This window comes from Gordonia sp. DT101 (genome assembly GCF_049844895.1).
Classification (GTDB): Bacteria; Actinomycetota; Actinomycetes; order Mycobacteriales; family Mycobacteriaceae; genus Gordonia.
Genome location: NZ_JBNCLX010000001.1, coordinates 158,993 through 181,813 on the forward strand (window position 1 = coordinate 158,993; position 22,821 = coordinate 181,813).

General features: G+C 68.5%; 20 protein-coding genes. 12 read left to right on the top strand and 8 right to left on the bottom strand.

Annotated features, from left to right (window positions below):
- Positions 1-268: 268 nt before the first annotated feature.
- The gene (gene asnB, locus ACLQ3I_RS00730) at positions 269-2,194 is read left to right on the top strand and encodes an asparagine synthase (glutamine-hydrolyzing) (protein ID WP_425799850.1); all 1,926 of its coding nucleotides are present in this window, start codon (positions 269-271) and stop codon (positions 2,192-2,194) included.
- A gap of 77 nt (positions 2,195-2,271) precedes the next feature.
- Positions 2,272-2,415, top strand: a complete 144-nt coding sequence (locus ACLQ3I_RS00735; protein WP_425799851.1) for a hypothetical protein — start codon at positions 2,272-2,274, stop codon at positions 2,413-2,415.
- On the opposite strand, the gene ACLQ3I_RS00740 is transcribed toward ACLQ3I_RS00735, so the two are convergent.
- The 4 genes from ACLQ3I_RS00740 to ACLQ3I_RS00755 all read right to left on the bottom strand — a co-directional run bounded on the left by ACLQ3I_RS00740 (position 2,412) and on the right by ACLQ3I_RS00755 (position 6,069).
- Positions 2,412-3,383, bottom strand: coding sequence for a carbohydrate kinase family protein (locus ACLQ3I_RS00740; protein ID WP_425799852.1), 972 nt, complete (start codon positions 3,381-3,383; stop codon positions 2,412-2,414). The genes ACLQ3I_RS00735 and ACLQ3I_RS00740 overlap by 4 nt on opposite strands.
- 119 nt (positions 3,384-3,502) lie before the next feature.
- Positions 3,503-3,865, bottom strand: a complete 363-nt coding sequence (locus tag ACLQ3I_RS00745; RefSeq protein WP_425791843.1) for a HesB/IscA family protein — start codon at positions 3,863-3,865, stop codon at positions 3,503-3,505.
- Positions 3,866-4,017: 152 nt separating this feature from the next.
- The gene (gene rarD / locus ACLQ3I_RS00750) at positions 4,018-4,971 is read right to left on the bottom strand and encodes an EamA family transporter RarD (RefSeq protein ID WP_425791841.1); all 954 of its coding nucleotides are present in this window, start codon (positions 4,969-4,971) and stop codon (positions 4,018-4,020) included.
- A gap of 6 nt (positions 4,972-4,977) precedes the next feature.
- A complete protein-coding gene (locus ACLQ3I_RS00755; RefSeq protein ID WP_425799853.1) occupies positions 4,978-6,069 on the bottom strand; it encodes a glycerate kinase in 1,092 nt (363 codons plus the stop codon).
- A gap of 106 nt (positions 6,070-6,175) precedes the next feature.
- Between ACLQ3I_RS00755 and ACLQ3I_RS00760 the strand changes: the two genes are divergently transcribed.
- Genes ACLQ3I_RS00760 through ACLQ3I_RS00770 form a run of 3 tightly spaced genes read left to right on the top strand, consistent with a single transcriptional unit; the run spans position 6,176 to position 9,547 of the window.
- On the top strand, positions 6,176-6,868 hold the full coding sequence (locus ACLQ3I_RS00760; protein ID WP_425791837.1) for a DUF3043 domain-containing protein: 693 nt from the start codon (positions 6,176-6,178) through the stop codon (positions 6,866-6,868).
- Positions 6,869-6,872: 4 nt separating this feature from the next.
- A complete protein-coding gene (gene cobT, locus ACLQ3I_RS00765) occupies positions 6,873-8,735 on the top strand; it encodes a nicotinate-nucleotide--dimethylbenzimidazole phosphoribosyltransferase (RefSeq protein ID WP_425799854.1) in 1,863 nt (620 codons plus the stop codon).
- An 8-nt stretch (positions 8,736-8,743) separates the two neighbouring features.
- The gene (locus tag ACLQ3I_RS00770) at positions 8,744-9,547 is read left to right on the top strand and encodes an adenosylcobinamide-GDP ribazoletransferase (protein WP_425799855.1); all 804 of its coding nucleotides are present in this window, start codon (positions 8,744-8,746) and stop codon (positions 9,545-9,547) included.
- Positions 9,548-9,580: 33 nt separating this feature from the next.
- Here the strand turns inward: ACLQ3I_RS00770 and ACLQ3I_RS00775 are convergent, their stop codons facing one another.
- Positions 9,581-10,615, bottom strand: coding sequence for an Lrp/AsnC family transcriptional regulator (locus ACLQ3I_RS00775; protein ID WP_425799856.1), 1,035 nt, complete (start codon positions 10,613-10,615; stop codon positions 9,581-9,583).
- 111 nt (positions 10,616-10,726) lie between these two features.
- On the opposite strand from ACLQ3I_RS00775, the gene ACLQ3I_RS00780 reads away from it, so the two are divergent.
- Positions 10,727-12,292 carry an MFS transporter gene (locus ACLQ3I_RS00780; protein ID WP_425799857.1) on the top strand — a complete coding sequence of 522 codons (1,566 nt, stop codon included), beginning with the start codon at positions 10,727-10,729 and terminating at the stop codon, positions 12,290-12,292.
- Between the two features lie 51 nt (positions 12,293-12,343).
- Here ACLQ3I_RS00780 and ACLQ3I_RS00785 read toward each other — a convergent pair whose 3' ends face one another.
- Both ACLQ3I_RS00785 and gcvT read right to left on the bottom strand, forming a co-directional pair.
- Positions 12,344-13,450, bottom strand: a complete 1,107-nt coding sequence (locus ACLQ3I_RS00785; RefSeq protein WP_425799858.1) for a branched-chain amino acid aminotransferase — start codon at positions 13,448-13,450, stop codon at positions 12,344-12,346.
- A gap of 100 nt (positions 13,451-13,550) precedes the next feature.
- Positions 13,551-14,660, bottom strand: coding sequence for a glycine cleavage system aminomethyltransferase GcvT (gcvT, locus tag ACLQ3I_RS00790; RefSeq protein WP_425799859.1), 1,110 nt, complete (start codon positions 14,658-14,660; stop codon positions 13,551-13,553).
- A 97-nt stretch (positions 14,661-14,757) separates the two neighbouring features.
- Here gcvT and ACLQ3I_RS00795 point away from each other — a divergent pair, with 97 nt between their 5' ends.
- The gene (locus ACLQ3I_RS00795) at positions 14,758-16,302 is read left to right on the top strand and encodes a leucyl aminopeptidase (protein WP_425799860.1); all 1,545 of its coding nucleotides are present in this window, start codon (positions 14,758-14,760) and stop codon (positions 16,300-16,302) included.
- 24 nt (positions 16,303-16,326) lie between these two features.
- Here ACLQ3I_RS00795 and ACLQ3I_RS00800 read toward each other — a convergent pair whose 3' ends face one another.
- Entirely contained in the window at positions 16,327-17,184 is an 858-nt protein-coding gene (locus ACLQ3I_RS00800; RefSeq protein WP_425799861.1) for a helix-turn-helix transcriptional regulator, read from the bottom strand.
- A gap of 133 nt (positions 17,185-17,317) precedes the next feature.
- Here ACLQ3I_RS00800 and ACLQ3I_RS00805 point away from each other — a divergent pair, with 133 nt between their 5' ends.
- The 5 genes from ACLQ3I_RS00805 to lipA all read left to right on the top strand — a co-directional run bounded on the left by ACLQ3I_RS00805 (position 17,318) and on the right by lipA (position 22,807).
- On the top strand, positions 17,318-18,265 hold the full coding sequence (locus tag ACLQ3I_RS00805; RefSeq protein ID WP_425799862.1) for an SDR family NAD(P)-dependent oxidoreductase: 948 nt from the start codon (positions 17,318-17,320) through the stop codon (positions 18,263-18,265).
- Between the two features lie 165 nt (positions 18,266-18,430).
- A complete protein-coding gene (gene sucB / locus ACLQ3I_RS00810) occupies positions 18,431-20,188 on the top strand; it encodes a 2-oxoglutarate dehydrogenase, E2 component, dihydrolipoamide succinyltransferase (protein WP_425799863.1) in 1,758 nt (585 codons plus the stop codon).
- A 6-nt stretch (positions 20,189-20,194) separates the two neighbouring features.
- A complete protein-coding gene (locus tag ACLQ3I_RS00815; RefSeq protein ID WP_425799864.1) occupies positions 20,195-21,079 on the top strand; it encodes a TIGR01777 family oxidoreductase in 885 nt (294 codons plus the stop codon).
- Positions 21,072-21,776 carry a lipoyl(octanoyl) transferase LipB gene (gene lipB / locus ACLQ3I_RS00820; protein ID WP_425799865.1) on the top strand — a complete coding sequence of 235 codons (705 nt, stop codon included), beginning with the start codon at positions 21,072-21,074 and terminating at the stop codon, positions 21,774-21,776. Before ACLQ3I_RS00815 ends, lipB begins: the two co-directional genes overlap by 8 nt.
- A complete protein-coding gene (gene lipA / locus ACLQ3I_RS00825; RefSeq protein WP_425791812.1) occupies positions 21,773-22,807 on the top strand; it encodes a lipoyl synthase in 1,035 nt (344 codons plus the stop codon). The genes lipB and lipA overlap by 4 nt, the downstream gene beginning before the upstream one ends.
- Positions 22,808-22,821: the final 14 nt, after the last annotated feature.

Below are 22,821 nucleotides of genomic sequence, written 5' to 3' on the forward strand. Positions count from 1 at the left end.
GCTCGGTTCCGGCACGTCGTGCCGACCGAGTTGCCATGCCACATGACCCGCACAGGGCTGTCCTCGCCTGCACCGGGAGTGCTCACACCCAGCACTACAGCGATTCTCGCACCTAGTACTACGCAGCGTAGACCAACACGGCGAACCTTTCGTGATTGGGGTTTACCTTCGTGCGTCGAGACCGCCCGCGCGCGTTGTCATCACCCGTTCTCAGGCATACTCGACGCGTCGGGAGCACGTGTAGTCGTCGATAAGTGAGGCCTTTCTGGTGTGTGGTTTGCTCGGTCTGTTGACCTCGGACGGTTCGGCGGCCGACGCCGTCGACCTGGTGTCCACCGCATCCCACTGCATGCGCCATCGCGGCCCCGACGAGCCGGGTACCTGGCACGACGATGATCTGGTGCTGGGGTTCAACCGGTTGTCGATCATCGACATCGAGCACTCGCACCAGCCGCTACGCTGGGGCCCCCCGGAACAGCCGGACCGGTACGCGATGGTGTTCAACGGCGAGATCTACAACTACCTGGAGATCCGCGAGGAACTGCGACGGGACTCCGACGCCCGGTTCGCCACCGAGGGCGACGGCGAGGCCATCGTCGCGGCGTTCCACCACTGGGGGCCCGACTCGGTGCGGCGGTTGCGAGGGATGTTCGCCTTCGCCATCTGGGACACCGTCGAGAAGTCGCTGTTCCTCGCGCGCGACCCCTTCGGCATCAAGCCGATGTTCATCGCGACCGGACCGGGCGGCACCGCCTTCGGCAGTGAGAAGAAGAGCCTTCTCGAGCTGATCGGCCGACTCGGCCTCGGGGACGAACTCGACCCGCGCGCCATCGAGCACTACACGGTGCTGCAGTACGTTCCCGAGCCCGAGACCCTGCACGCCGCGATCCGCCGGCTGGAGTCCGGTTGCCACGCGACCGTGCGTGCCGGTCAGGCACCACAGGTGCAGCGCTATTTCACACCCCGGTTCGGAGTGCGGCCGGTCACCGACGCCACCCGTCAGAAACGCTACGACGAGATCGCCGAGGTGTTGTCGGACTCCGTGGCCAAGCACATGCGTGCCGATGTGACGGTCGGATCGTTCCTGTCCGGCGGCATCGACTCGACGGCAATCGCCGCGCTGGCCATCCGGCACAACCCCGACCTCATCACCTTCACCACCGGCTTCGAGCGACAGGGGTATTCCGAGGTCGACGTCGCCGTCGAGTCGGCCGAGGCGATCGGTGCCCGCCACATCGTCAAGGTGGTGAGCCCGCGCGAGTTCATCGACGCGATCCCGGAAATCGTCTGGTACCTGGACGATCCGGTGGCCGATCCGGCGCTGATCCCGCTCTACTTCGTGGCAGCCGAGGCCCGCAAGCATGTGAAGGTGGTGCTCTCCGGAGAAGGCGCCGACGAGCTGTTCGGCGGCTACACCATCTACAAGGAACCACTGTCGCTCGGCGCCTTCGACCGGTTGCCGAATGCATTGCGCCGCATCGCGGGACGGGTCTCCGACCGCATCCCCGAGGGCACGCGCGGCAAGAGCCTGCTGCATCGGGGGTCGTTGACGCTCGAGGAGCGCTACTACGGCAACGCGCGGAGCTTCGACGATGCACGGCTGCGCGCCGTGCTGCGCGATTACCGGCCGGAGTGGACCCACACCGACGTCACGGCACCGATCTATGCGATGTCGGAGGATCTGGACCCGGTCGCCAGGATGCAGCACATCGATCTGTTCACCTGGCTGCGCGGCGACATCCTGGTCAAGGCCGACAAGACGACGATGGCCAACTCACTGGAACTGCGCGTGCCATTCCTCGATCCCGAGGTCTTCCGGGTCGCGGAGACATTGCCGTTCGACGAGAAGATCTCGCATGGCACCACGAAGTACGCGCTGCGCCAGGCCCTCGAGCAGATCGTCCCGGCCCACGTCCTGCACCGCAAGAAGCTCGGCTTCCCGGTCCCGATCCGACATTGGCTGGCCGGCACCGAGATGTACGACTGGGCGCACGAGACGATCGAGCACTCACAGACCGATCACATCCTGAACAAGCAAGCGGTTGTCGCGATGCTGAACGAACACCGCGACGGTGTCGTCGACAACAGCCGACGACTGTGGACGCTGCTGATGTTCATGGTGTGGCACGGGATCTTCGTCGAGAAGTCGATCGTGCCCGCCATCACCGACCACCACTACCCCGTCCGGCTGTAGCGCCCGCAAGCCGCCCGCAACCCACCTCCCCCAATGCCACCAGCACGGAGGCCGAGAGCAACCAGCCACGAGTCGATTTGGTCGACATCGACAAAACCCTGGTTGCTCTCGACGAATTCTGGGTTGCTCTCGACGCGAAGCCGCCGGCACGAAAGGTGCTCGGCGCGAAGCCGCCGGCGCGAAAGGCGCTCGGCGCGAAGCCGGCGGCGTCGTGGACCTAGAGCTGCGCCGCGATCTCCGTGGATGCCGCATCGCCGTAGGCGTCGGCAAGTCGCTTGAGGGCCAGGTCGCGGTCCCAGGTCCAGTCCTGGGTCGAGACGGTCTCGAGGACCAACACGGCGACCATCGATCCGACCTGTGCGGCGCGCTCGAAGTCGAGTCCCCTGCCGAGTGCGGTCAGGAAGCCGGCACGGAAGCCGTCGCCGACGCCGGTCGGGTCGACCTTCTCGGTCTCCGGTACCACGCCGACGTGGGTCCGGGCACCGTCCTTGCCGACGATCTCGACGCCATCCTTGCCGAGCGTGGTGACCCGGACCCCGACCATGTCGGCGACCTGAGCCTCCGACAGACCGGTCTTCTGACGAAGCAGGCCCCATTCGTACTCGTTGGTGAACAGATAGGCGGCGCCGTCGATGAGAGCGCGGGCCTGTTCGCCGTCGAGCCGTGCAAGCTGCTGGGACGGATCGGCCGCGAACGGGATGCCCAGGGCCCGGCATTCGTCGGTGTGCCGCACCATCGCGTCCGGATCGTCCGCCCCGACCAGGACCAACTCGGGGGTGCCCACCTGCTCCACGACCTCCGACAGGGCGATCTCGCGGGCCTCGCTCATGGCGCCTGCGTAGAACGTCGCGAGCTGCGCCATCGTCTGATCGGTGGTGCACATGAACCGCGCGGTGTGCTTGGTGTCCGACACCCGGACCGCACGACAGTCGACTCCGTGCGACTCGAGCCAGCGGCGATAGTCGTCGAAGTCGGCGCCGACCGCGCCGACGAGGGACGGACTGCCACCAAGCTCACCCATCGCGTAACAGATGTTGCCGCCGACGCCGCCGCGTCGGACGACCAGATCCTCGACGAGGAAGCTCAGCGAGATGTGCTCGAGATGGTCTCCGAGCAGCTGCTCGGAGAACTTCCCGGGGAAGGTCATCAGATGGTCGGTTGCGATGGAGCCACAGACAACGATTGCCACGTGCGGATGCCCTTCGGTTTTCGGGAGCTGGACAGCAATCCACGCTACTCAGGTCGCCGAGACGACACTGACCGCACCCCCGGAACGGGGATGCGGTCAGTGTCGAAAGGGGTCTGGACTCAGTTGAACGAGTCGCCGCAGGCACAGCTGCCGGTGGCGTTCGGGTTGTCGATGGTGAAACCCTGCTTCTCGATCGTGTCCACGAAGTCGATGGTCGCGCCGCCGACGTAGGGTGCGCTCATCCGGTCCACTGCGAGAGTGACGCCGCCGAAATCGTCGGTGAGGTCACCGTCGAGGCTGCGATCGTCGAAAAAGAGCTGGTAACGCAGGCCCGCGCAACCGCCGGGCTGAACCGCGATCCGCAACGAGAGGTCCTCGCGGCCCTCCTGGTCGAGCAGCGCCTTCGCTTTGGTGGCAGCCGCGTCGGACAGAATGACACCGGTCGTGGTGGTGGCGGTTCCGGATTCGTTCTGAACGGTCATCGATGCTCCTGTGTGTCTCGGGTCGGGATCTCCTCGGGCGGCCGCGTCCACAGACCGGCGGCACGCCGATTCGGCCACGTGCTCATCACAACGGTACCCCGTCCCCGTCTATTCCTGCCGATCCACGCACACGGACCCGCCACCTCGCGCGGTCACTCCGCGACACGGGCGCCGATCGCGGGCTGCCGGGCACCCCGCTGCCGGCGCGCAACGATCACCGAGTCCAGCGTGAACACGACGAGTGCCAGCCAGACGATCGCGAACCCGATCCAGCGTTCCGGCGGCATCGGTTCGTCGAGCACCCACACACCGATGATCAGCTGCATGGTCGGCGTGATGAACTGCGCGATCCCGAGAACGGTCAGGGGGACGCGCCGGGCCCCGGCCGCGAACAACATCAGCGGCGCCGCAGTGACCACGCCGGCCAGGGCGAGCAGCACGGCATGCCCGGGCCCCGCGGAACCCATCGTCAGGCCGGTGGTCAGGCCGACGACGACGAGCTGCCCGATCGCGAGCGGCGCCAGCCACAGCGATTCCAGCGTCAGCCCGCTCGTCACGTCCACCGAGGCCCCGATGTGCTTCTTGACCAGTCCGTACAGCCCGAACGAGAACGCCACGCCGAGCGCCAGCCACGGAAACGACCCGTAGCCCACGACGATCACCAGCGTCGCCGACACGGCCAGCCCCACGGCCAGCCATTGCATGGGCCGCAGCCGCTCGCGCAACACGACGACCCCGAGCAGGACCGTGACGATCGGGTTGATGAAGTACCCGAGACTCATCTCGATCACGTGCCCGGTGAGGGTCGCGATCAGGAAGATCTGCCAGTTGAGATAGATCAGCAGGCCCGCCACTGCGGTCCAGACCACGAGGCGACGGTCGGCGAGTACCGCCCGCAGTCGCGGCCGGCCGCCGATGACCGGGACCAGCACCGCATAGAACACCAGGGACAGCAGAATCCGCCAGGCCACCACCTCCCACGGGCCCGTCGGTTCGAGCAGCACGAAATAGAGCGGCAGAAAGCCCCACAGTGCGTAGGCGCCCACCGCATACGCCGCGCCGGACATCTCGAGAGTGCGCCGCCCTCGCTCCTGCTGCCCGGTCACCGACCGTCACACACCGTGGACCCCCGTCGACTCGTCCTCACCGGCCCAGTCCGCCGCTGCCTGTTCGGCCAAGCGGGACAACTGGTTGGCGGCGTCGGTCATCGCCACCTCGACCGAACCCGCCACATCGACGATCGCGTATGCGGCCGCGATCCCGGCCGCCGCGATCTCCTCCGGCGGCAGAGCCACCTGACCGGCGAAGACGAGGGTCGGGACACCGGCACCGGCCGCCGACGCGGTGAGCGCGGCGACGACCTTGCCGCGCAGGGTCTGGGCGTCGAACTTGCCCTCTCCGGTGATCACCAGCTGCGATGACGCCACATCGGCGTCGCGTCCGGTCGCCTCGCCGACCACGGTGGCCCCGGAGACCCGGGTCCCGCCGAGCGCCAGCAGGGCGGCGCCGAGGCCACCCGCCGCGCCCGCGCCCGGCTCGTCGGAGACGTCACGTCCGGCCATCCCGGCCAGCACCCGCGACCACTGCGTCATCCGTTCTTCCAAGCGCAGCGCGGTAGCCGGATCCGCGCCCTTCTGCCGGCCGAACACCGCGACCGCGCCGAGCTCGCCGAGCAGGGGGTTCTCCACATCGGATGCGGCGACGAGCTCGACGCCGTCGAACATCCTGGTGGCCTCCCCGGGGCCGCCCAGCGCATCGATCAGGCCGCGTCCACCGTCATTGGTCGCCGATCCGCCGAGGCCGACGACGATCCGCCGGGCACCCGCGTCGAGGGCCTGCGCGACGAGGATCCCTACTCCCGCGGTGTCGGCCGCCAGGGCCGTACGCGGCGTGGGCCGACCACCGAGCTGGTGCAGCCCACACGCCTGCGCACACTCGATATACGCCGCCGGGTCGGGCCCACGATCGTCGAAGAGCCAGGTCGCGCTCACCGATGCACCCAGCGGACCGGGGACGTCCGCGGTTCGCACCGACCCGAACCGCGAGGCCAGGACGTCGACGAAGCCGGGCCCCCCGTCGGACTGCGGCGCCTTCCGCACCACGTCGGTCGGGCGCGTCGCCGACCATCCGCGAGCGATCGCCTCGGCCGCCGCCACCGCGGACAGCGTGTCCCCGAACGAGTCCGGCGCGATCAGGATCTGCATGTCGACCTCACCGATCCGTCATCTGCGGGCAGCGTGATCGTCCCATGGGCGAAGTATAGGGAGGTCGGAGAACCTCGGCAGCGCGGAATCACCTAGGCTCGAAGGTGTGAAGTTGCCATGGAAGTCAGATGACGACGCGACCGCTGAGGGCGCCGACACCGAGGTGTCCATCGCCGCTGACGACGAGTCGTCCACCAGCGCGAACAACGGCTCCAAGGGCACCGCGTACACGGCGGCCAAAGGCCGCGCGACGCCGTCCCGGCGAGAGGCCGAGGGTCGCCGCCGCGGTCCGGTCGCGCCCCCGCCGACCACGCGGTCCGAGGCCCGGGCGCGCAAGAAAGAGCTGAAGTCGAGCATGTCGCGCGAGGACAAGCGCAGGGTCTCCGACGATCGTCGCACCCAGCGCACCGAGCAGCGCGAGAAGATGATGGCGGGCGACGAGCGCTACCTCATGCCCCGCGACAAGGGACCCGCCAAACGGTTCACCCGCAACATCGTGGACTCCCGCCGCAACTTCGCCGGCCTGTTCATGCCCTTCGCGGTCGTGCTGATCGTGGTGATGTTCGTGCCGCAGATCGCCGTGTTCGCCAACATGCTGCTGTTGGTCTTCGTGGTCTTCATGGCGATCGACGCGTTCATCCTCGGCCGTCTGGTGAATCGGCGTGTACGCGAACGCTTCCCCGACGTCGATCCGTCGCAGACCGGGTTCCGCCTGGGCTGGTACGCGTTCACCCGCGCCATGCAGCTTCGCATGATGCGCGCTCCCAAACCGCAGGTGTCGCCGGGCGACGAGGTCTGATCCGGTGGGATCTCGGGGCACCCGCACACTGATCCTCGGCGGAGTGCGGTCGGGTAAATCCGGCCATGGGGAATCACTGCTGCTCGACCATCCATCGGTGCGTTACCTGGCCACCGGTCCGACCACCTCGTCGGACGCCGAATGGGTCGCCCGCCTTGCGGCCCATCGCGCTCGCCGCGACGACCGGTACACCACCGTCGAGACGATCGACGTGGCCGCGGCGCTGCGATCAGACCAGACTGTGACATTGCTCGACGACCTCGGGAACTGGCTGGCCGCGCAGCTCGACGCAGTCGGCGGATGGGGCGACGCGCCGGTCGATCTCACCTCCGTCCGCACCGAGATCTGCTCGGCCATCGCCGATTTCACCGGAGATCTGGTCATCATCAGCCCCGAGGTCGGGCTGTCCGTGGTTCCTCCGACGCCGGCCGGCCGACGTTTCCAGGATGAGTTGGGCGCCCTCAACGAGGCCGTCGCGGCGGTCTGCGATCGCGTGGTCCTGACGGTCGCCGGACGCGTGCTCGAGCTCCCGGCATCGGCATCGGCATCGGCATCGGCATCGACACCGGCACCGACACTCGCGCCCGCGCCCGCGCCGACAGCAACCGTTCTTACGCCGACAGCAACCGATTCCACGCCGACAGCACCAGAAAAGCAGACTGCGGCGGCGGCCACCCCGGCGCCGACGACGGATGGGCCGGTGGATCCGACCGATGCCGAGAACTTCCCGCCGGTCGAACCGCCCGATATCGCCACGGCCGCGGCCGCGCGTGCACGGCACCTCGAGCTCACCAAACCGCCAGGCTCGCTCGGACGCCTCGAGGACATCGGGGTCTGGCTCGCCTCATGCCAGGGTGCCTGTCCCCCAAAGCAACTGACTGCGCCGTCGGTGGTCGTGTTCGCCGGCGATCATGGCGTCGCACAGTCCGGGGTGTCGGCCTTCCCGTCCGAGGTGACCGCCCAGATGGTGGCCAACATCGCCTCTGGTGGTGCGGCTGTCAACATCCTCGCCCGGCGTGCCGGGGCCTCGGTGCGGGTCGTCGACATGTCCGTCGACGCCGATACCGCACCCGACGTCTCCCGCTACAAGGTCCGGCGCAGCAGCGGCGACCTGCGCATCACCGATGCCCTCACACTCGCTGAGGCGCGGGAAGCTCTGGCAGCGGGCCGCGCGATCGCCGACGAGCTCGTCGACTCCGGCGCGGACCTCCTCATCGGGGGCGAGATGGGGATCGGCAACACCACCCCGGCGACTGTGCTGATCGGTACCCTGACGCGGCGTGAGCCGGTCGAGATCGTCGGGCGCGGAACAGGTATCGACGATGCCGGGTGGATTCGCAAGACCGCGGCCATCCGCGACGGCATGCGCCGGGCGCGACGTCGCGTGCACGATCCGCTCTCGTTGCTCGCCGCCGTCGCGGGCGCCGACCTCGCCGCACTTGCCGGGTTCCTGGCACAGGCGGCCGTGCGCCGCACCCCGGTGATCCTCGACGGCATGGTCGTCACCGCAGCCGCGATGGTCGCCAACGAGCTCGCCCCGGGTGCGACGCACTGGTGGCTCGCCGGCCATCGCTCCGTCGAACCCGCCCACACCGTCGCTCTCGAACACCTCGATCTCGAGCCGGTGCTCGACCTCTCGATGCGCCTCGGCGAGGGCAGCGGCGCTCTCACCGCACTGCCGATCGTCGCGTCGTCGGTGGACATCCTGACGTCGATGGCGACCTTTGCCGACGCGGGCGTCAGCGGATCGGCCGCCCCCGACGCCTCAACCGGCGGCCTCAACCCCGACCCGGCGACCTCCGACCAGGTCAGCACCGATGGCGACACCACCGAGACGGCGGCGGCCTCGAGCGCCTCCACCATCTGACGACGACCATGGCGTCCTCAGTGCGGGCCGTCGGTGTGGCGTTCTCGTGGCTGACCGTGCTGCCCATACCGCACAGCTGGGTCGACGCCGCGGGACCGGTCGATCGACGTCTCGGCGGCGCCGTGATGAGCGCGGTACCGGTCGTGGGCGCCGTCCTCGGTGGCGTGGGCGCCACGCTGACATGGGGACTCTCCTACACCGACCTCCCATCGGCGATGATCGGTTTCCTGCTGGTGGCGGCACTGGGTCTGGCCACCCGCGGCATGCATCTCGACGGTCTCGCCGACACCGCCGACGGCCTGGGTTGCTACGGCACGCCCGAGCGGGTGGCCGAGGTGATGCGCAGCGGCACGGTCGGCCCCTTCGGGGTCGCCACGGTGGTCGGCGTGATCGTGATCCAAGGCCTCGGCTTCGCTGCCCTCGGCGACGATGGTCGCTGGTATGCGATCGCACTAGCGATCGCCACGGGTCGGGTGGCCGCGGTGATCGGCACGCGACAGGGCCTCGGGCCGGCGCACCCGAACGGATTCGGCGCACTCGTGGCGGGCACCCAACACGTCTCGGCCGTCGTGTGGCCGGCGATCGGGATCGTCGCGGCCGCGGTGTCCGGGCTCTGGCTCGCCGGTACCACGGTCGGCACGTCGGCAGTCGCGACGGCCGTCCAGGCGGTTGTCGCGGCCGGTGTGGTGTGGCTGTTCACCTGGGCCTTCACCCGCCACTGCGCGCGACGGATGGGCGGGATCTCCGGCGACGTCCTCGGCGCCGTCATCGAACTCGGTACGACCCTGATGGTGATCGGTCTCCTGGTCTGAGGCCACCGGGATCGACCTGTCGCACCCGACAAGTCAGCGGGACGCGACCGGCGGTGGCGCCAACCGGTCCCCCGAGACCAACGATCCGGCGTGTTTGATCCGCCGCGTCATGGGAGCCAGCTCGTATCCGGTCACACCGTCGAGATCGGCGAGAACGGTGACGACGAAATCGTAGAGGCCGGGAACGTCGACCGCGGCGACCGAGGCGATCATGTTCGAGGCGCCGGTGACCGCCGCCGCGAACGGGACGTCGGGATGTTCGGCCAGGGCATCGCCGACGGCACGCAGCCGACCGGGCGCGACGGTCAACCACAGTAACGCCGAGAGAAACCGGCCGGTAGCCGCCGGGGCCAGGTCGACGTCGAAATAGATCACCCCCGACGACACCAGCGTCTGGATACGCCTGGTGACCTGCCCCGGAGTGCTGCCGAGGGTCCGCGCCAGGGACGAATACGGCGACCGACCGTCGTGTGAGAGACGCTCGACCAGTGCGCGGTCACCGGGCGACAACTCCACCGGGCCACGGTCGGTGGTCGCGGGGATCCTGGTGGACACCAAGGCATCTGCCTGATCCCGGCTCAGCACATCTCGCCAGCCCTCCCAGTCGGTCGGCGCACCTCCGACGAACGTGTGCATGACCGCCGCGGCCGACACGTCCAGTACCGGCGCCGCCCTCGGCAGCAGCCTGGTGAGCAGCTCGTCGGTCTCGGATTCGGTGGCCGACCTCAGGTTGAACGCGACCTCCCATCCGGCCGAGAGGATCGAGACCCACGACACGTCGTCACGCCTGCCGAGGGCATCGGCGATGGGGCCGGCGTTCTCCGGCCGACAGCGGACCCGAACCATCCACACCGTGACGCCGATCGATCGTGGCTCGATCGCGACGGTCACGCGCATCAGACCGTCCCGACGAAGGCGCCGATACCTGCGGGCCACCGTCTGCTCGGCCACCCCGAGCACATCGGCCATCTGGCCGAACGATGCCCGCGGCGAGAGCTGAATCGCCCGAGTGATCTGCGCATCGAGTGCATCGATGGTGGAGGAATCACGAGGATCAGGGGCCGGCATGAGAAGAATTCTACGTTTCGACCGACTGGTGGCAGTCTCGAAGGCGATTGCGACGACACTTGTCGAGGTCCGAGATCCATCGCGCTCGGCCAGAGTCTTCAGGAGGTTTTCATGGCACGCAGATGGTGGACCCTTGTGGTGGTCTGTGCGGCGACGTTCATGTTGTTACTCGACGTCACGATCGTCGTGGTCGCCCTGCCGGATATCCAGCATGCACTGGGCGCCAGCTTCAGCCAGTTGCAGTGGGTCACCGACGCCTACGCGCTCGCACTCGCGGCGTTGTTGTTGACGTCTGGATCCCTTGCCGATCGCTTCGGCCGCAAACTCGTCTTCGTCGTCGGCCTGGTCGTCTTCACCCTCGGTTCGCTGTTGTGCGGTGTCGCCGCGGACCCGATGATGCTCGTCGTCTCCCGCGCCGTCCAGGGCGTCGGTGGCGCCATGCTCTTCGCGACGTCGCTGGCGTTGCTGGCCTCGACGTTCCACGGCCGCGAGCGCGGCGTCGCGTTCGGTGCGTGGGGGGCGGTCACCGGCATCTCGACCGCACTCGGTCCCATTCTCGGCGGCCTCATCACCACTGGGATCAGCTGGCGCGGAATCTTTCTCGTCAATCTGCCGATCGGCATCCTTGCGTTGTGGGTCGCGTTGACCCGCGTCGACGAATCACGCTCACCACATGCGCGACGCATCGACTGGGCGGGCATGATCAGTTTCACCGGCGGCCTGTTCGCACTGGTCTTCGGGCTCACCGAGGCCGGCGAGAGCTCGTGGTCGGACACCGGCGTCATCGTGTCGTTCGTTGTCGCAGCGGTCGCGCTCATCGCGTTCGTCGTCATCGAACTACGCGTCGCCGAACCGATGCTCGACCTGTCGCTGCTGCGAATCCCGACCTTCCTGGGCGGGTCCATCGCCGCCTTCACGATGAACGGCTCACTGTTCGCGGTGCTGCTCTATCTGGTGATCTATCTCCAGGACAGTCTGGGCTACTCGGCATTGCAGACCGGTGTGCGGTTGTTGCTGATGTCCGGCGCCACCATGGTCGTCGCCACCATCGCGGGACGTGTGTCCTCGCACGTACCGGCACGGTGGCTCATCGGACCGGGGTTGTTCGGGGTGGGCCTGGGCCTACTGCTGATGACCGGCCTCGACGGTGACACCGCCTGGACGCATCTCATCCCCGGCCTGCTCGTCGCCGGCATCGGCAGCGGCCTGGTCAATCCACCACTGGCCTCGACCGCTGTCGGCGTCGTCGAGGTGCACCGGTCCGGGATGGCGTCGGGGATCAACAACACGTTCCGTCAGGTCGGGATCGCCGTCGGGATCGCGGTCTATGGTTCGTTGTTCTCCGCGCGGATGTCGTCGTCGATCAGCGGGAGCCTGTCCGGGAACGGTGAGCTCGGCAGTCGGGCAGATGATCTCGCCGATGCTGCGCACAACGGCGCCTTGGGTCCGGTCCTACAGTCGCTTCCCGCCGGACTGCGCGGGGAGGTGGTCGGCGCCGTCCACACCGGCTTCGCCGACGCGATGAACCTGCTGTTCGTCGTCAGCGGATCGGTGGCACTCGTCGGCGCCGTGTGCGCGTTGCTCCTGATCCGCAGCAAGGACTTCGTCGCGGATCAACCGCCGAACGGTGAGCGGCCGGACACCTATGCCCGGCCGGCCGGTACCCCGACATCCTGAGCGACCGAACCATGACAAGCCCCTCGTGGCCCTCGGACCACGAGGGGCTTGTCAGCGTCGGTACAGCTCGGTCATCCAGCCGTGCGTGTCGGCGAAGGTGCCACGCTGAATCCCGGTCAGCGTGTCGCGCAACGCCTGGGTCACCTCGCCCGCCGAACCATCGCCGATCATGTAGTCCTCGGTGTCGCCCTTGACCCGGCCGACCGGGGTGATGACGGCCGCGGTCCCGCAGGCGAAGACCTCGGTGATGTCGCCCGTAGCAACTCCCTTACGCAGTTCCTCGGTCGTGATACGTCGTTCCTCGACGGCGAAGCCGGCGTCGGTTGCCAACTGCAGCAAGGACTCCCGAGTGATGCCGGGCAGCAACGAACCGCTCAGCTCCGGGGTCACGAGCCGCGCATCCGCGCCGGACCCGAACACGAAGAACAGATTCATGCCGCCCATCTCCTCGATGTAGCGGCGTTCGACGGCGTCGAGCCAGACGACCTGATCGCAGCCGTGCTGGGTGGCCTGTGCCTGTGCGAGGAAGGCGGCCGCGTAGTTGCCACCGCATTTGGCGAATCCGGTACCGCCCGGTGCGGCGCGGACGTACTCGGTGGAGAGCCAGACGCTGACCGGCTTGATGCCGCCCGAGAAGTACGCCCCGGCCGGAGACGCGATGACCGAGTAGATGTACTGGTTGGACGGCGCGTTGACGCCGAGGCCGGCCTGCGACGCGAACATGAACGGACGCAGATAGAGGGCTTCCTCGCCGCCGGCGGCGGGCACCCACTCGTTGTCGGCGTCGAGCAGCACCCGCAGCGACGCGATGAAGTCCTCGACGGGCAGCGGTGGCATCGCCAGACGCTCGGCGGAACGCTGCATCCGCACGCCGTTGGCCTCCGGACGGAATGCGGCGATCGAGCCGTCGGGCTGACGGTAGGCCTTGAGCCCCTCGAAGACCTCCTGGCCGTAATGCAGCACCATCGCCGACGGATCGAGCGCGATCGGCGCGTAGGGGCGCACCTGCGCGTTGTGCCACCCGCCATCCACGTCGTAGTCGACCATCACCATGTTGTCGGTGAAGAATTTGCCGAAACCGGGGGCGGAGAGGATCTCCGACCGACGATTCTCCGACACCGGGTGGGGATGCTCGGTACGCGTGAACTGCAAGGTCATTGGCCAATCGTACCGCCGCACCGCAAACGAGTTGTCGCCCGCCGTCACCGTCGGGACACGGTCGCGGTCCGCGGGGCGGCGGCCGGGGTCGACCCCGAGGTCAGACGTGCGGCGTGACGAACGGCGGTGCGACGACCTCGCACACCAGATCCCGCCCGCGGACGTCCACCACCACCTCGTCCCCGACGGCGATCCCGGCATCGGTGGCCAGCAGCGCGAGCGCGATGCCCTGCTTGAGCGTCGGCGAGAAGGTCCCCGACGTGCACGTGCCGATCTGCGCGCCACCCGGCCCCGACAGCACCGCGCACTCCGCCCGCGGTACGCCGCGCCCGGTCGCCTTCAGTCCGTGCAGCCGTCGGGCCGGGCCGGCGGCCTTCTCGGCGATGAGAGACTCCCGGCCGAAGAACTCGGGCTTCTTCCAACCGACCGCCCAGCCCGACCGGGCCTGCACGGGCGTGATGTCGGGGCTCAGTTCGTGCCCGTGCAGCGCATATCCCATCTCGGTCCGGAGGGTGTCCCGGGCGCCCAGACCCGCCGGCTGACCGCCGAGGTCGGTGACCGCCGACAACAGCGCATCGAACACCGGCCCGGCGTCGTCCCATCGCGGCAGCAGCTCGTATCCGCGCTCCCCGGTGTACCCCGTCCGGCACACGCGCACCGGCAGCGTTCCGACCTCGGTGGTCAGCTCTGCGTCGGTGAAGGCCATGTACTCCATCTCGGTGGGCAGCCCTACGCGCGCGAGGGCATCGGGAGCCTTCGGTCCCTGCACGGCCAGCACGGCGTACTCGCGATGGCGATCCGTCACGGTGACGCCGTCAGGTGCGGCTGCCGCCAGTCGTTCGACCACGCTCGCGGTGTTCGCCGCGTTCGGTATCAGGAACACCTCGTCGTCACTCACCAGATAGGTGATGAGGTCGTCGATCACACCGCCGGATTCGTTGCAACACAACGTGTATTGCGCCTTGCCCGGTGCGATCTTGGCGAGATCGTTGGTCAGGGTGCGATTCACCAGGTCCGCCGCCCCCGGCCCCGCGACGACGGCCTTGCCGAGATGACTCACGTCGAAGATGCCGACGCTCTCGCGGACGGCGGTGTGCTCGGCAACGGTTCCGGCATAGGAGACCGGCATGTCCCAGCCACCGAAGGCGGCGAAGGTGGCGCCGAGAGCACCATGGCGGTCGGCGATCGGGCCCGCAAGGAGTTCACTCATGGACACCTACCGTACTGGGACCGGAGCCACATGACCGCGATGCCGCACGCCCCGTCGCCCTCCGCCGCGTCGGCAGGCCCTGTGGCACAGTTGTGCCGTGAGCAAGAACGAGACGACTGACCGCGTGCGCGGCCCGGAACTGGAGTTGGCGACCACCCTCGGCAAGGCCGACGAGGCCCTGGTGATCGGCCTGATCAAACCCGAGAACAGTGAGAAGGAGGGCACCGGTACCGACGCCGACCCCACCCTCGTGATCGGCGACGGGATCTTCGATGATGCGCAGGCCGAGTTCGTCGGCGCGGCCGCCCGCCGCCTCGGCGCGACCGGCTCGCACGGCGAGATCACCCGGCTCCCGGCCCCCGAGGGCCTGGACGTCGACGTCATCGTCGCCGTCGGACTCGGCACCGCCGACAACCTCGACGATCCGGAACAGGTCCGGCAGGCCGCCGGGATCGCGGCGCGTGAACTCGACGGCCACGCGCAGGCGGCCACCACCCTGTCGGCGGTGAACCTGGCCGCGGCCGCCGAGGGATTCTTCCTGGGCGCGTACCGATTCGACATCTTCCGGTCGGAGAAGACCCGCCCCAAGAAGTCGCTCCCGACCACGATCACGCTGCTCGTCGAGGACAAGAGCCGGACGGCCAAGGCCGAACTGGCCCACGCGGCCGCGGTGGCCGATTCGGTGGCCATCGCCCGTGACTTCGTGAACACCCCACCGAGTCACCTCTATCCCGAGGAGTTCGCCGAACGCGCCCGTGTGCTGGGCAGCGCTGTAGGCCTCAAGGTCGAGGTGCTCGACGACACCGCGCTGGAGAAGGCCGGATACGGCGGCATCATCGGCGTCGGCAAGGGCTCGTCGCGTCTGCCGCGGCTGGTGCGTCTGGTGCACACCGGCAAGAAGGACGCCAAGAAGGTGGCGCTCGTCGGCAAGGGCATCACCTTCGACACCGGCGGCATCTCGATCAAGCCGGCAGCGAACATGGACCACATGACCTCGGACATGGGCGGCGCGGCCGCGGTCATCGCGGCCACCATCCTCGCCGCGCGACTCGAGCTCGACGTCTCGGTGACGGCCACCGTGCCGATGGCGGAGAACATGCCGTCGGCGACCGCGCAGCGACCGGGCGACGTGCTCACCCAGTACGGCGGCACCACCGTCGAGGTCCTCAACACCGACGCCGAAGGCCGGCTCATCCTGGCCGATGCGATCGTGCGGGCCTGCGAGGACGAACCGGACTACCTCATCGACACCGCCACGCTGACCGGGGCGCAGATGGTGGCCCTGGGGGCGCGCACCCCGGGTGTGATGGGCACCGACGACTTCCGCGATCGCGTCGCGGCCTTGTCGCGCGAGGTCGGCGAGAACGGTTGGGCCATGCCACTGCCCACCGAGTTGCGCGGTGACCTCAAGTCGCGGGTGGCCGACCTGGCGAACGTGACGAACCACCGGAACGGCGGCATGTTGTCGGCCGGACTGTTCCTCAAGGAGTTCGTCGCCGAGTCCGTCGGGTGGGCCCACATCGACATCGCGGGTCCGGCGTTCAACACGTCCGGCCCCTGGGGCTACACGACCAAGGGCGGGACCGGCGTGCCGGTCCGCACCATCGCCCGGGTGCTCGAGGACATCGCCGACCACGGCTGAGCGCACCGCGGACACGCGAATCGATCAGGGTTGCGGACCGTCGACCATGCGCTGGGTGCCGAGGACGATCGCGAGCGCGAGCCGTTCGGCGTCCTCCGTGCCGGGCTCCGCGGTGTAGATCATGATCCGAATGTCGTCGGCGGCGACGATCATGGTGTCGCAGTCGAGGGTGATCAAGCCGACGTCCGGGTGATCGATCGTCTTTCGCCTCCCTGGATCCGCGTGCCGCCCGACCTCGCCCGATTCCCAGAGGTCGACGAAACGCGGACTCAGCACCGACAGCTCGGCGACGAGGTCGCGCAACCGGTGATCGGCCGGATAGCGAGCGGCGGTCAGACGCAGATCGCCGATCAGGCCGGCCTCGAATTCCGCCTGCTCGTCGGGCGAGTGGACCGCTCGTGTTCCCGGCCCGACGAGGTTGCGCCAGACACTGTTGCGTTCGATCCCCCGCAAGTCCGTCGTGGCACCCATCAATGCGTCATACGGCGCATTGGCGACGATGAGTGTCCAGGTCGCGTCGTAGACGGCGACGGGGGTGTTGGCCAGCCGGTCGAGCAGTCGTTGCACACTCGGCGTGATGCGCGCCGACACCACGTCCCGACCCGGCGTGGCATGCCCGGCCAGGCGGAACAGGAGATCCCGTTCGGCATCGCCGAGGCGCAGCGAACGGGCGAGACTCTCCACGACCTGCACCGAGGGTGATGTCGATCGACCTTGCTCGAGTCGCGTGAGGTAGTCCACGGAGATACCGGCCAGCCAGGCGAGTTCCTCTCGCCGCAGCCCGGCAGCACGTCGGCGGCCGGCCACCGGGACGCCCACGGCCGACGGCTCGAGCCGGTCGCGCCATTGACGGACCATCCGGCCGAACTCCCACGATTGCACCCTTCGAGTGTGCACATCCGAGACGGTCGTTGTCCTGGCCCTGGCAGTCCTACGAAAAGTCGACGACTGCCTGTCCGCCACCGCGTGGGTGAGTCTCGATCTCGGGACTCACCCACGACGAACGGAGACGACAATGACCACGACAACACCGGGCACCGTGTTGATCACCGGCCCGACCGGCGGTCTCGGACGAGCCACCACGATGGCGATCGCGAACCGCCCGGCGGCCGGCCGCCCGGATCTGCTGCTGGTCGGGAGACCTGGTCGGGCACTCGGCGAGATCGCCGATGCCGCCCGCGCGACCGGGACGAACGTCCATGAGATCGGTGCCGACCTCGCACGCCTGGCCGACGTGCGGGATGCAGCGAGGACGGCCCGGCAGCTGATCGACGACGGCGCAGTACACCCGCTGCACGCCCTGGTGGCCAATGCCGGGATATCGGTGGTCGACACCCGCGTCGCCTCCGCCGACGGGTTCGAGATGACCTTCGCCGTGAATCACCTCGCGCATGCACAACTGATCGGCGACCTCCTCGAGACCTTCGCACCACCTGCGCGCATCGTTTTGCTGGGATCGAACACATACCACCAGAACATCTTCCGCCGAGTTCTCCACGTCCCGGCCGCAGCATGGCGTGATCCGGCCGAGCTCGCCCGCGCCGCCACGCCCGGGACGTCGGCGTCCCTCGAGGCAGGTGGCGTCGCCTACTCCGACTCCAAACTCGCGATCCTCTACTACGCACACGAACTGCAGCGGCGTGTGCGGCCCGGGATCTCGGTGATGGTGTTCGAGCCGGGATTCATGCCCGGCACCGGTTTGTCGCGGCAGCACGGACCGCGCACGCAGCAGATCGGCCGCGCGATCGAACGGATCCCGGGGGTTTCATCGCCCACGAAATCCGGTCCCGCACTCGCGTCGATCGTCCTCGATGACCGCTGGGCGCACCTGAAGGACGGCGCGTTCGTGGTCGTCGACGCCGAATGCGACGTGAAACCCTTCGCGACCGATCCGGCCCGCGAGGCGAGGTTGTGGGAGGCCACAACAGAACTCCTGAACGCCGCTGAGCGGGCCGGCGCGTGACGCGCGGCAAATGTCCGGGCACACCCGGTCCGTGTGACGCGTGCCGGGTAGGGTAGCTCAGGGACGGACGGCTCACCCGCCACAGCCCGTCCCCGTGCACCGACGGCGCACACACCGCGGCGCGCAGACCTAGTGACCACACGTCGAGTTCAGGAGTCAACAACGATGGCCTTCTCCGTCCAGATGCCCGCCCTGGGTGAAAGCGTCACCGAAGGGACAGTCACCCGGTGGCTGAAGGAGGAGGGCGACACCGTCGAGGCCGACGAGGCATTGCTCGAGGTGTCCACCGACAAAGTCGACACCGAGATCCCCGCCCCCACTTCGGGAGTGCTGACGAAGATCGTCGCCCAGGAAGACGACGTCGTCGAGGTCGGCGGCGAACTCGCGCTCATCGGTGAGGCCGGCGAGGCGGCCGGTGGCGACGACGCCGCCGACTCGAGCGGTGGCGACGAACCCGCCGAGCCGGAAGCTGAGGCCACGCCGTCCGAAGCGCCGTCCACCGACACCGAGGCGCCCGCCGAGAAGCCTTCTGCGGAGTCGACGTCGGGCGGTGGATCCGCCGAGGGCACCGATGTGGTGATGCCCGAACTCGGCGAGTCGGTCACCGAGGGAACAGTCACCAACTGGCTCAAGTCCGTCGGTGACGAGGTCGCCGCCGACGAGCCGCTCCTCGAGGTGTCGACGGACAAGGTCGACACCGAGATCCCGTCGCCGGTCGCCGGCACATTGCTCGAGATCGTCGCGGAGGAGGACGACGTCATCGAGGTCGGTGGCAAGCTCGCCGTGATCGGGGACGCATCGGCCGCGCCGAGCCAGAAGCCTGCCCCGGAACCGGCGGCCGAGAAGGCGCCCGAGCCGGAGCCCGCACCAGAACCCGAGAAGCCCGCATCCGCACCCGAGCCCGCACCGGCCGCGAAGTCCGAGAAGTCCGAGAAGCCGGCGGCGCCCGAGCCGAAGACCGTCGAGTCGACCCCGTACGTGACGCCGCTGGTCCGAAAGCTGGCCGCGGAGAACGACATCGACCTGAACAGCATCAAGGGCACCGGCGTCGGTGGCCGCATCCGCAAGCAGGACGTGCTGGCCGCGGCCGATGCCGCGAAGGCTCCCGCCGAGACGGCCGCAGCTCCCGCGTCGGCTCCGGCCACCCCGCAGGCACCCGCCGCGTCGGCGGCGCCGGAGGTCAATCCCGAGCTGGCGGCGCTGCGTGGGACCACTCAGAAGATCAACCGGATCCGGCAGATCACGGCCAAGAAGACCCGGGAATCGCTGCAGACCAGCGCACAGCTCACCCAGGTCTTCGAGGTCGACATGACCAAGATCGTGACGCTGCGTAAGCAGGCGAAGGAATCGTTCAAGGCATCCGAGGGCGTAAACCTCACCTTCCTGCCGTTCATCGCGAAGGCCGTCGTCGAGGCACTCAAGGCACACCCGAATGTCAACGCGTCGATCGACGAGGACAAGAAAGAGATCACCTACTACGACAAGGTGCATCTCGGCATCGCGGTCGACACCGAGCAGGGCCTGCTGTCGCCGGTGATCCACAACGCCGACGACCTGTCGATCGCGGGGCTCGCCCGCGCGATCACCGACATCGCGGGCCGTGCCCGGACCAACAAGCTCAAGCCCGACGAGCTGGCCGGCGGTACGTTCACCATCACCAACATCGGCAGCCAGGGTGCGCTGTTCGACACTCCGATCCTGGTGCCGCCGCAGGCGGCGATGCTCGGGACGGGCGCCATCGTGAAGCGCCCGGTGGTCATCTCCGGTGACGACGGTTCGGAGTCGATCGCGGTGCGTTCGATGTCGTACCTGCCGCTCACCTACGATCACCGCCTGATCGACGGCGCCGACGCGGGCCGGTTCCTCACCACTGTGAAGAAGCGCCTCGAGCAGGCCGCGTTCGCCGCCGATCTCGGCCTCTAGGACGCGATGCGGGTAGCCGTTGCCGGCTCGCAGGGGTTGATCGGCTCCGCGGTGGTCTCCGCGTTACGCAACGCCGGCCACACCGTGGTCCGGCTGGTTCGCCGCGAGGCCCTCTCCGATGACGAGTTCTCCTGGGACCCCGAGACCTTCGGGGTCCCAGAGGAGAGTCTGCGGGGTGTGGACGCGGTGATCGGCCTCGGCGGGGTCGGCGTCGGCGACCACCGCTGGACCGGGCGTTTCAAACAGGAACTCCGGGATTCCCGCATCACCCCGACCGAGGTGCTCGCCGACGCGGTCTCCGGGGCCGGTGTGCCGACCTTCATCAGCGCCTCGGCGAGCGGTTTCTACGGCGACACCGGCGACCGGGCGGCCGACGAATCCGCTGCGGCCGGAGAAGGATTCCTCGCCGGTCTGGTCACCGACTGGGAGCACGCGGCGACCGCGAACGCCGGCGACGACACCCGCGTGGTGTTGTTGCGCACCGCGCCGGTGCTGTCGCGCAGGGGCGGGTTGTTGTCCCGCCTGCAGCCGGTCTTCTGGCTCGGCCTGGGCGGGGCCATCGGTGACGGCGAACAGTACTTCTCCTGGATCACCCTGCCGGACGAGGTCCGCGCCATCGCGTTCCTGCTGGAGTCGACGATCAGCGGGCCGGTCAATCTGTCCGCGCCCGGAGCCGTGCCGTTTGCCGAGTTCGCGTCCGCTCTCGGCCGCGCGATGCATCGGCCGGCGATGCTCAAGGTGCCGGCGTTCGCGGCCAAACGGGTCGGCGGCGAGATGGCCGAGGAAATGATACTGTTCAGTCAGCGCGTTGTACCCGGTGTGCTGACCGACAACGGCTTCTCGTTCACCTATCCACAGATCGACGACGCATTGGGGTACACCCGTGCGTGACCGATCCATCCGCAGCTCCGCCGCGCCGATCGAGGTGCGCCGTCTGGGCACGCTCGACTACCCGGCGGCCTACGACCTGCAGCACCGGCTCGCTGCCGAACGCGCTGACGGCACGCTCGACCACGACGTCCTGTTGCTGCTCGAACATCCGTCCACGTACACCGCGGGCAAACGCACCGAGGACTCCGACCGGCCCACCGACGGCTCACTGGTGATCGACGTGGACCGCGGTGGGCGCATCACCTGGCACGGGCCGGGACAGCTGGTGGGGTATCCGATCGTCCGTCTCGCCGAACCGTTGGACGTGGTCGAGTACGTCCGACGACTCGAGGAAGCGCTGATCACGGTGTGCGCCGACCTCGGCGTGGCCACGAGGCGGGTCGAGGGCCGGTCGGGTGTCTGGGTGACCGACCAGAGCGGAGAACGCAAACTCGGTCAGATCGGGATCCGGGTGGCGCGCGGCGTCGCGCTGCACGGCTTCGCCCTGAACATCGACCCGGACATGTCGGCATTCGAGGCGATCGTGCCGTGCGGCATCGCCGATGCCGGCGTGACGTCGCTGAGCCGCGAGCTCCAGCGGCCGATCGCCGTCGGCGACACACTCGCACCGGTCGCCGCGGCCGTGGAGTCGGCACTCGACGACGACCACCGCGCACTCGGTGCGCCAACGACCGCAAGCGTAGGATCTGTGCAGTGACCGCGTCTCCCATCACCCCCTCAGACCCCGCTCCCAACGGCCGCAAATTGCTGCGCCTCGAGGTACGGAACGCGCAGACCCCCATCGAGCGCAAGCCGAAATGGATCAAGACGCGCGCGACGATGGGACCCGAGTACACCGAACTCAAAGGCCTCGTGAAGCGCGAGGGCCTGCACACGGTGTGCGAGGAAGCGGGCTGCCCCAACATCTACGAATGCTGGGAGGATCGCGAGGCCACATTCTTGATCGGCGGCGAACAGTGCACGCGCCGTTGCGATTTCTGCCAGATCGACACCGGCAAGCCGGCCGAACTGGACCGCGACGAGCCGCGCCGGGTCGCCGAGAGTGTGCAGGCGATGGGCTTGCGCTACTCCACCATCACTGGTGTCGCCCGCGACGACCTGCCCGATGAGGGCGCCTGGCTCTACGCCGAGACCGTCCGCGCCATCCACCGGCTCAATCCGGGTACCGGTGTGGAAAATCTCATCCCTGATTTCCACGCCAAACCGGATCTGTTGGCCGAGGTCTTCGAGGCCCGTCCCGAGGTGCTGGCCCACAACCTGGAAACGGTTCCGCGGATATTCAAGCGCATCCGGCCGGCGTTCCGCTACGAGCGATCGCTCGACGTGATCACCCAGGCCCGTGACTTCGGTCTGGTGACCAAGTCGAACCTGATCCTCGGCATGGGTGAGACACCCGAAGAAGTGCAGAGCGCCATCGTCGATCTGCACGAGGCCGGCTGCGACATCCTCACCATCACCCAGTACCTGCGGCCCTCGCCGCGTCACCACCCCGTCGAGCGGTGGGTCAAGCCCGAAGAGTTCGTCGACCACTCCGAGTTCGCGACGGAGATCGGGTTCGCGGGCGTCATGGCAGGACCGCTGGTGCGCTCGTCGTACCGCGCCGGACGTCTGTACGCCCAGGCCATGGCTCGTCACGGTCGAGAGCTCGCCCCGGCGATGGCGCACCTGGCTGACGGCGGCTCGGCCAGCCAGGAGGCCACGAGCCTGCTGGAACGACTCGCACGATAGAGATCGACCGCCGG

Bases quoted from the DNA above. Each gene is read 5' to 3' on its own strand.
- ACLQ3I_RS00755 (WP_425799853.1), bottom strand. From the start codon at position 6,069: ATGCAGATCCTGATCGCGCCGGACTCGTTCGGGGACACGCTGTCCGCG.
- ACLQ3I_RS00805 (WP_425799862.1), top strand. From the start codon at position 17,318: ATGACCACGACAACACCGGGCACCGTGTTGATCACCGGCCCGACCGGC.
- ACLQ3I_RS00770 (WP_425799855.1), top strand. From the start codon at position 8,744: ATGGCGTCCTCAGTGCGGGCCGTCGGTGTGGCGTTCTCGTGGCTGACC.
- gcvT (WP_425799859.1), bottom strand. From the start codon at position 14,660: ATGAGTGAACTCCTTGCGGGCCCGATCGCCGACCGCCATGGTGCTCTC.
- ACLQ3I_RS00815 (WP_425799864.1), top strand. From the start codon at position 20,195: ATGCGGGTAGCCGTTGCCGGCTCGCAGGGGTTGATCGGCTCCGCGGTG.
- ACLQ3I_RS00785 (WP_425799858.1), bottom strand. From the start codon at position 13,450: ATGACCTTGCAGTTCACGCGTACCGAGCATCCCCACCCGGTGTCGGAG.
- ACLQ3I_RS00745 (WP_425791843.1), bottom strand. From the start codon at position 3,865: ATGACCGTTCAGAACGAATCCGGAACCGCCACCACCACGACCGGTGTC.
- sucB (WP_425799863.1), top strand. From the start codon at position 18,431: ATGGCCTTCTCCGTCCAGATGCCCGCCCTGGGTGAAAGCGTCACCGAA.
- ACLQ3I_RS00780 (WP_425799857.1), top strand. From the start codon at position 10,727: ATGGCACGCAGATGGTGGACCCTTGTGGTGGTCTGTGCGGCGACGTTC.
- ACLQ3I_RS00775 (WP_425799856.1), bottom strand. From the start codon at position 10,615: ATGCCGGCCCCTGATCCTCGTGATTCCTCCACCATCGATGCACTCGAT.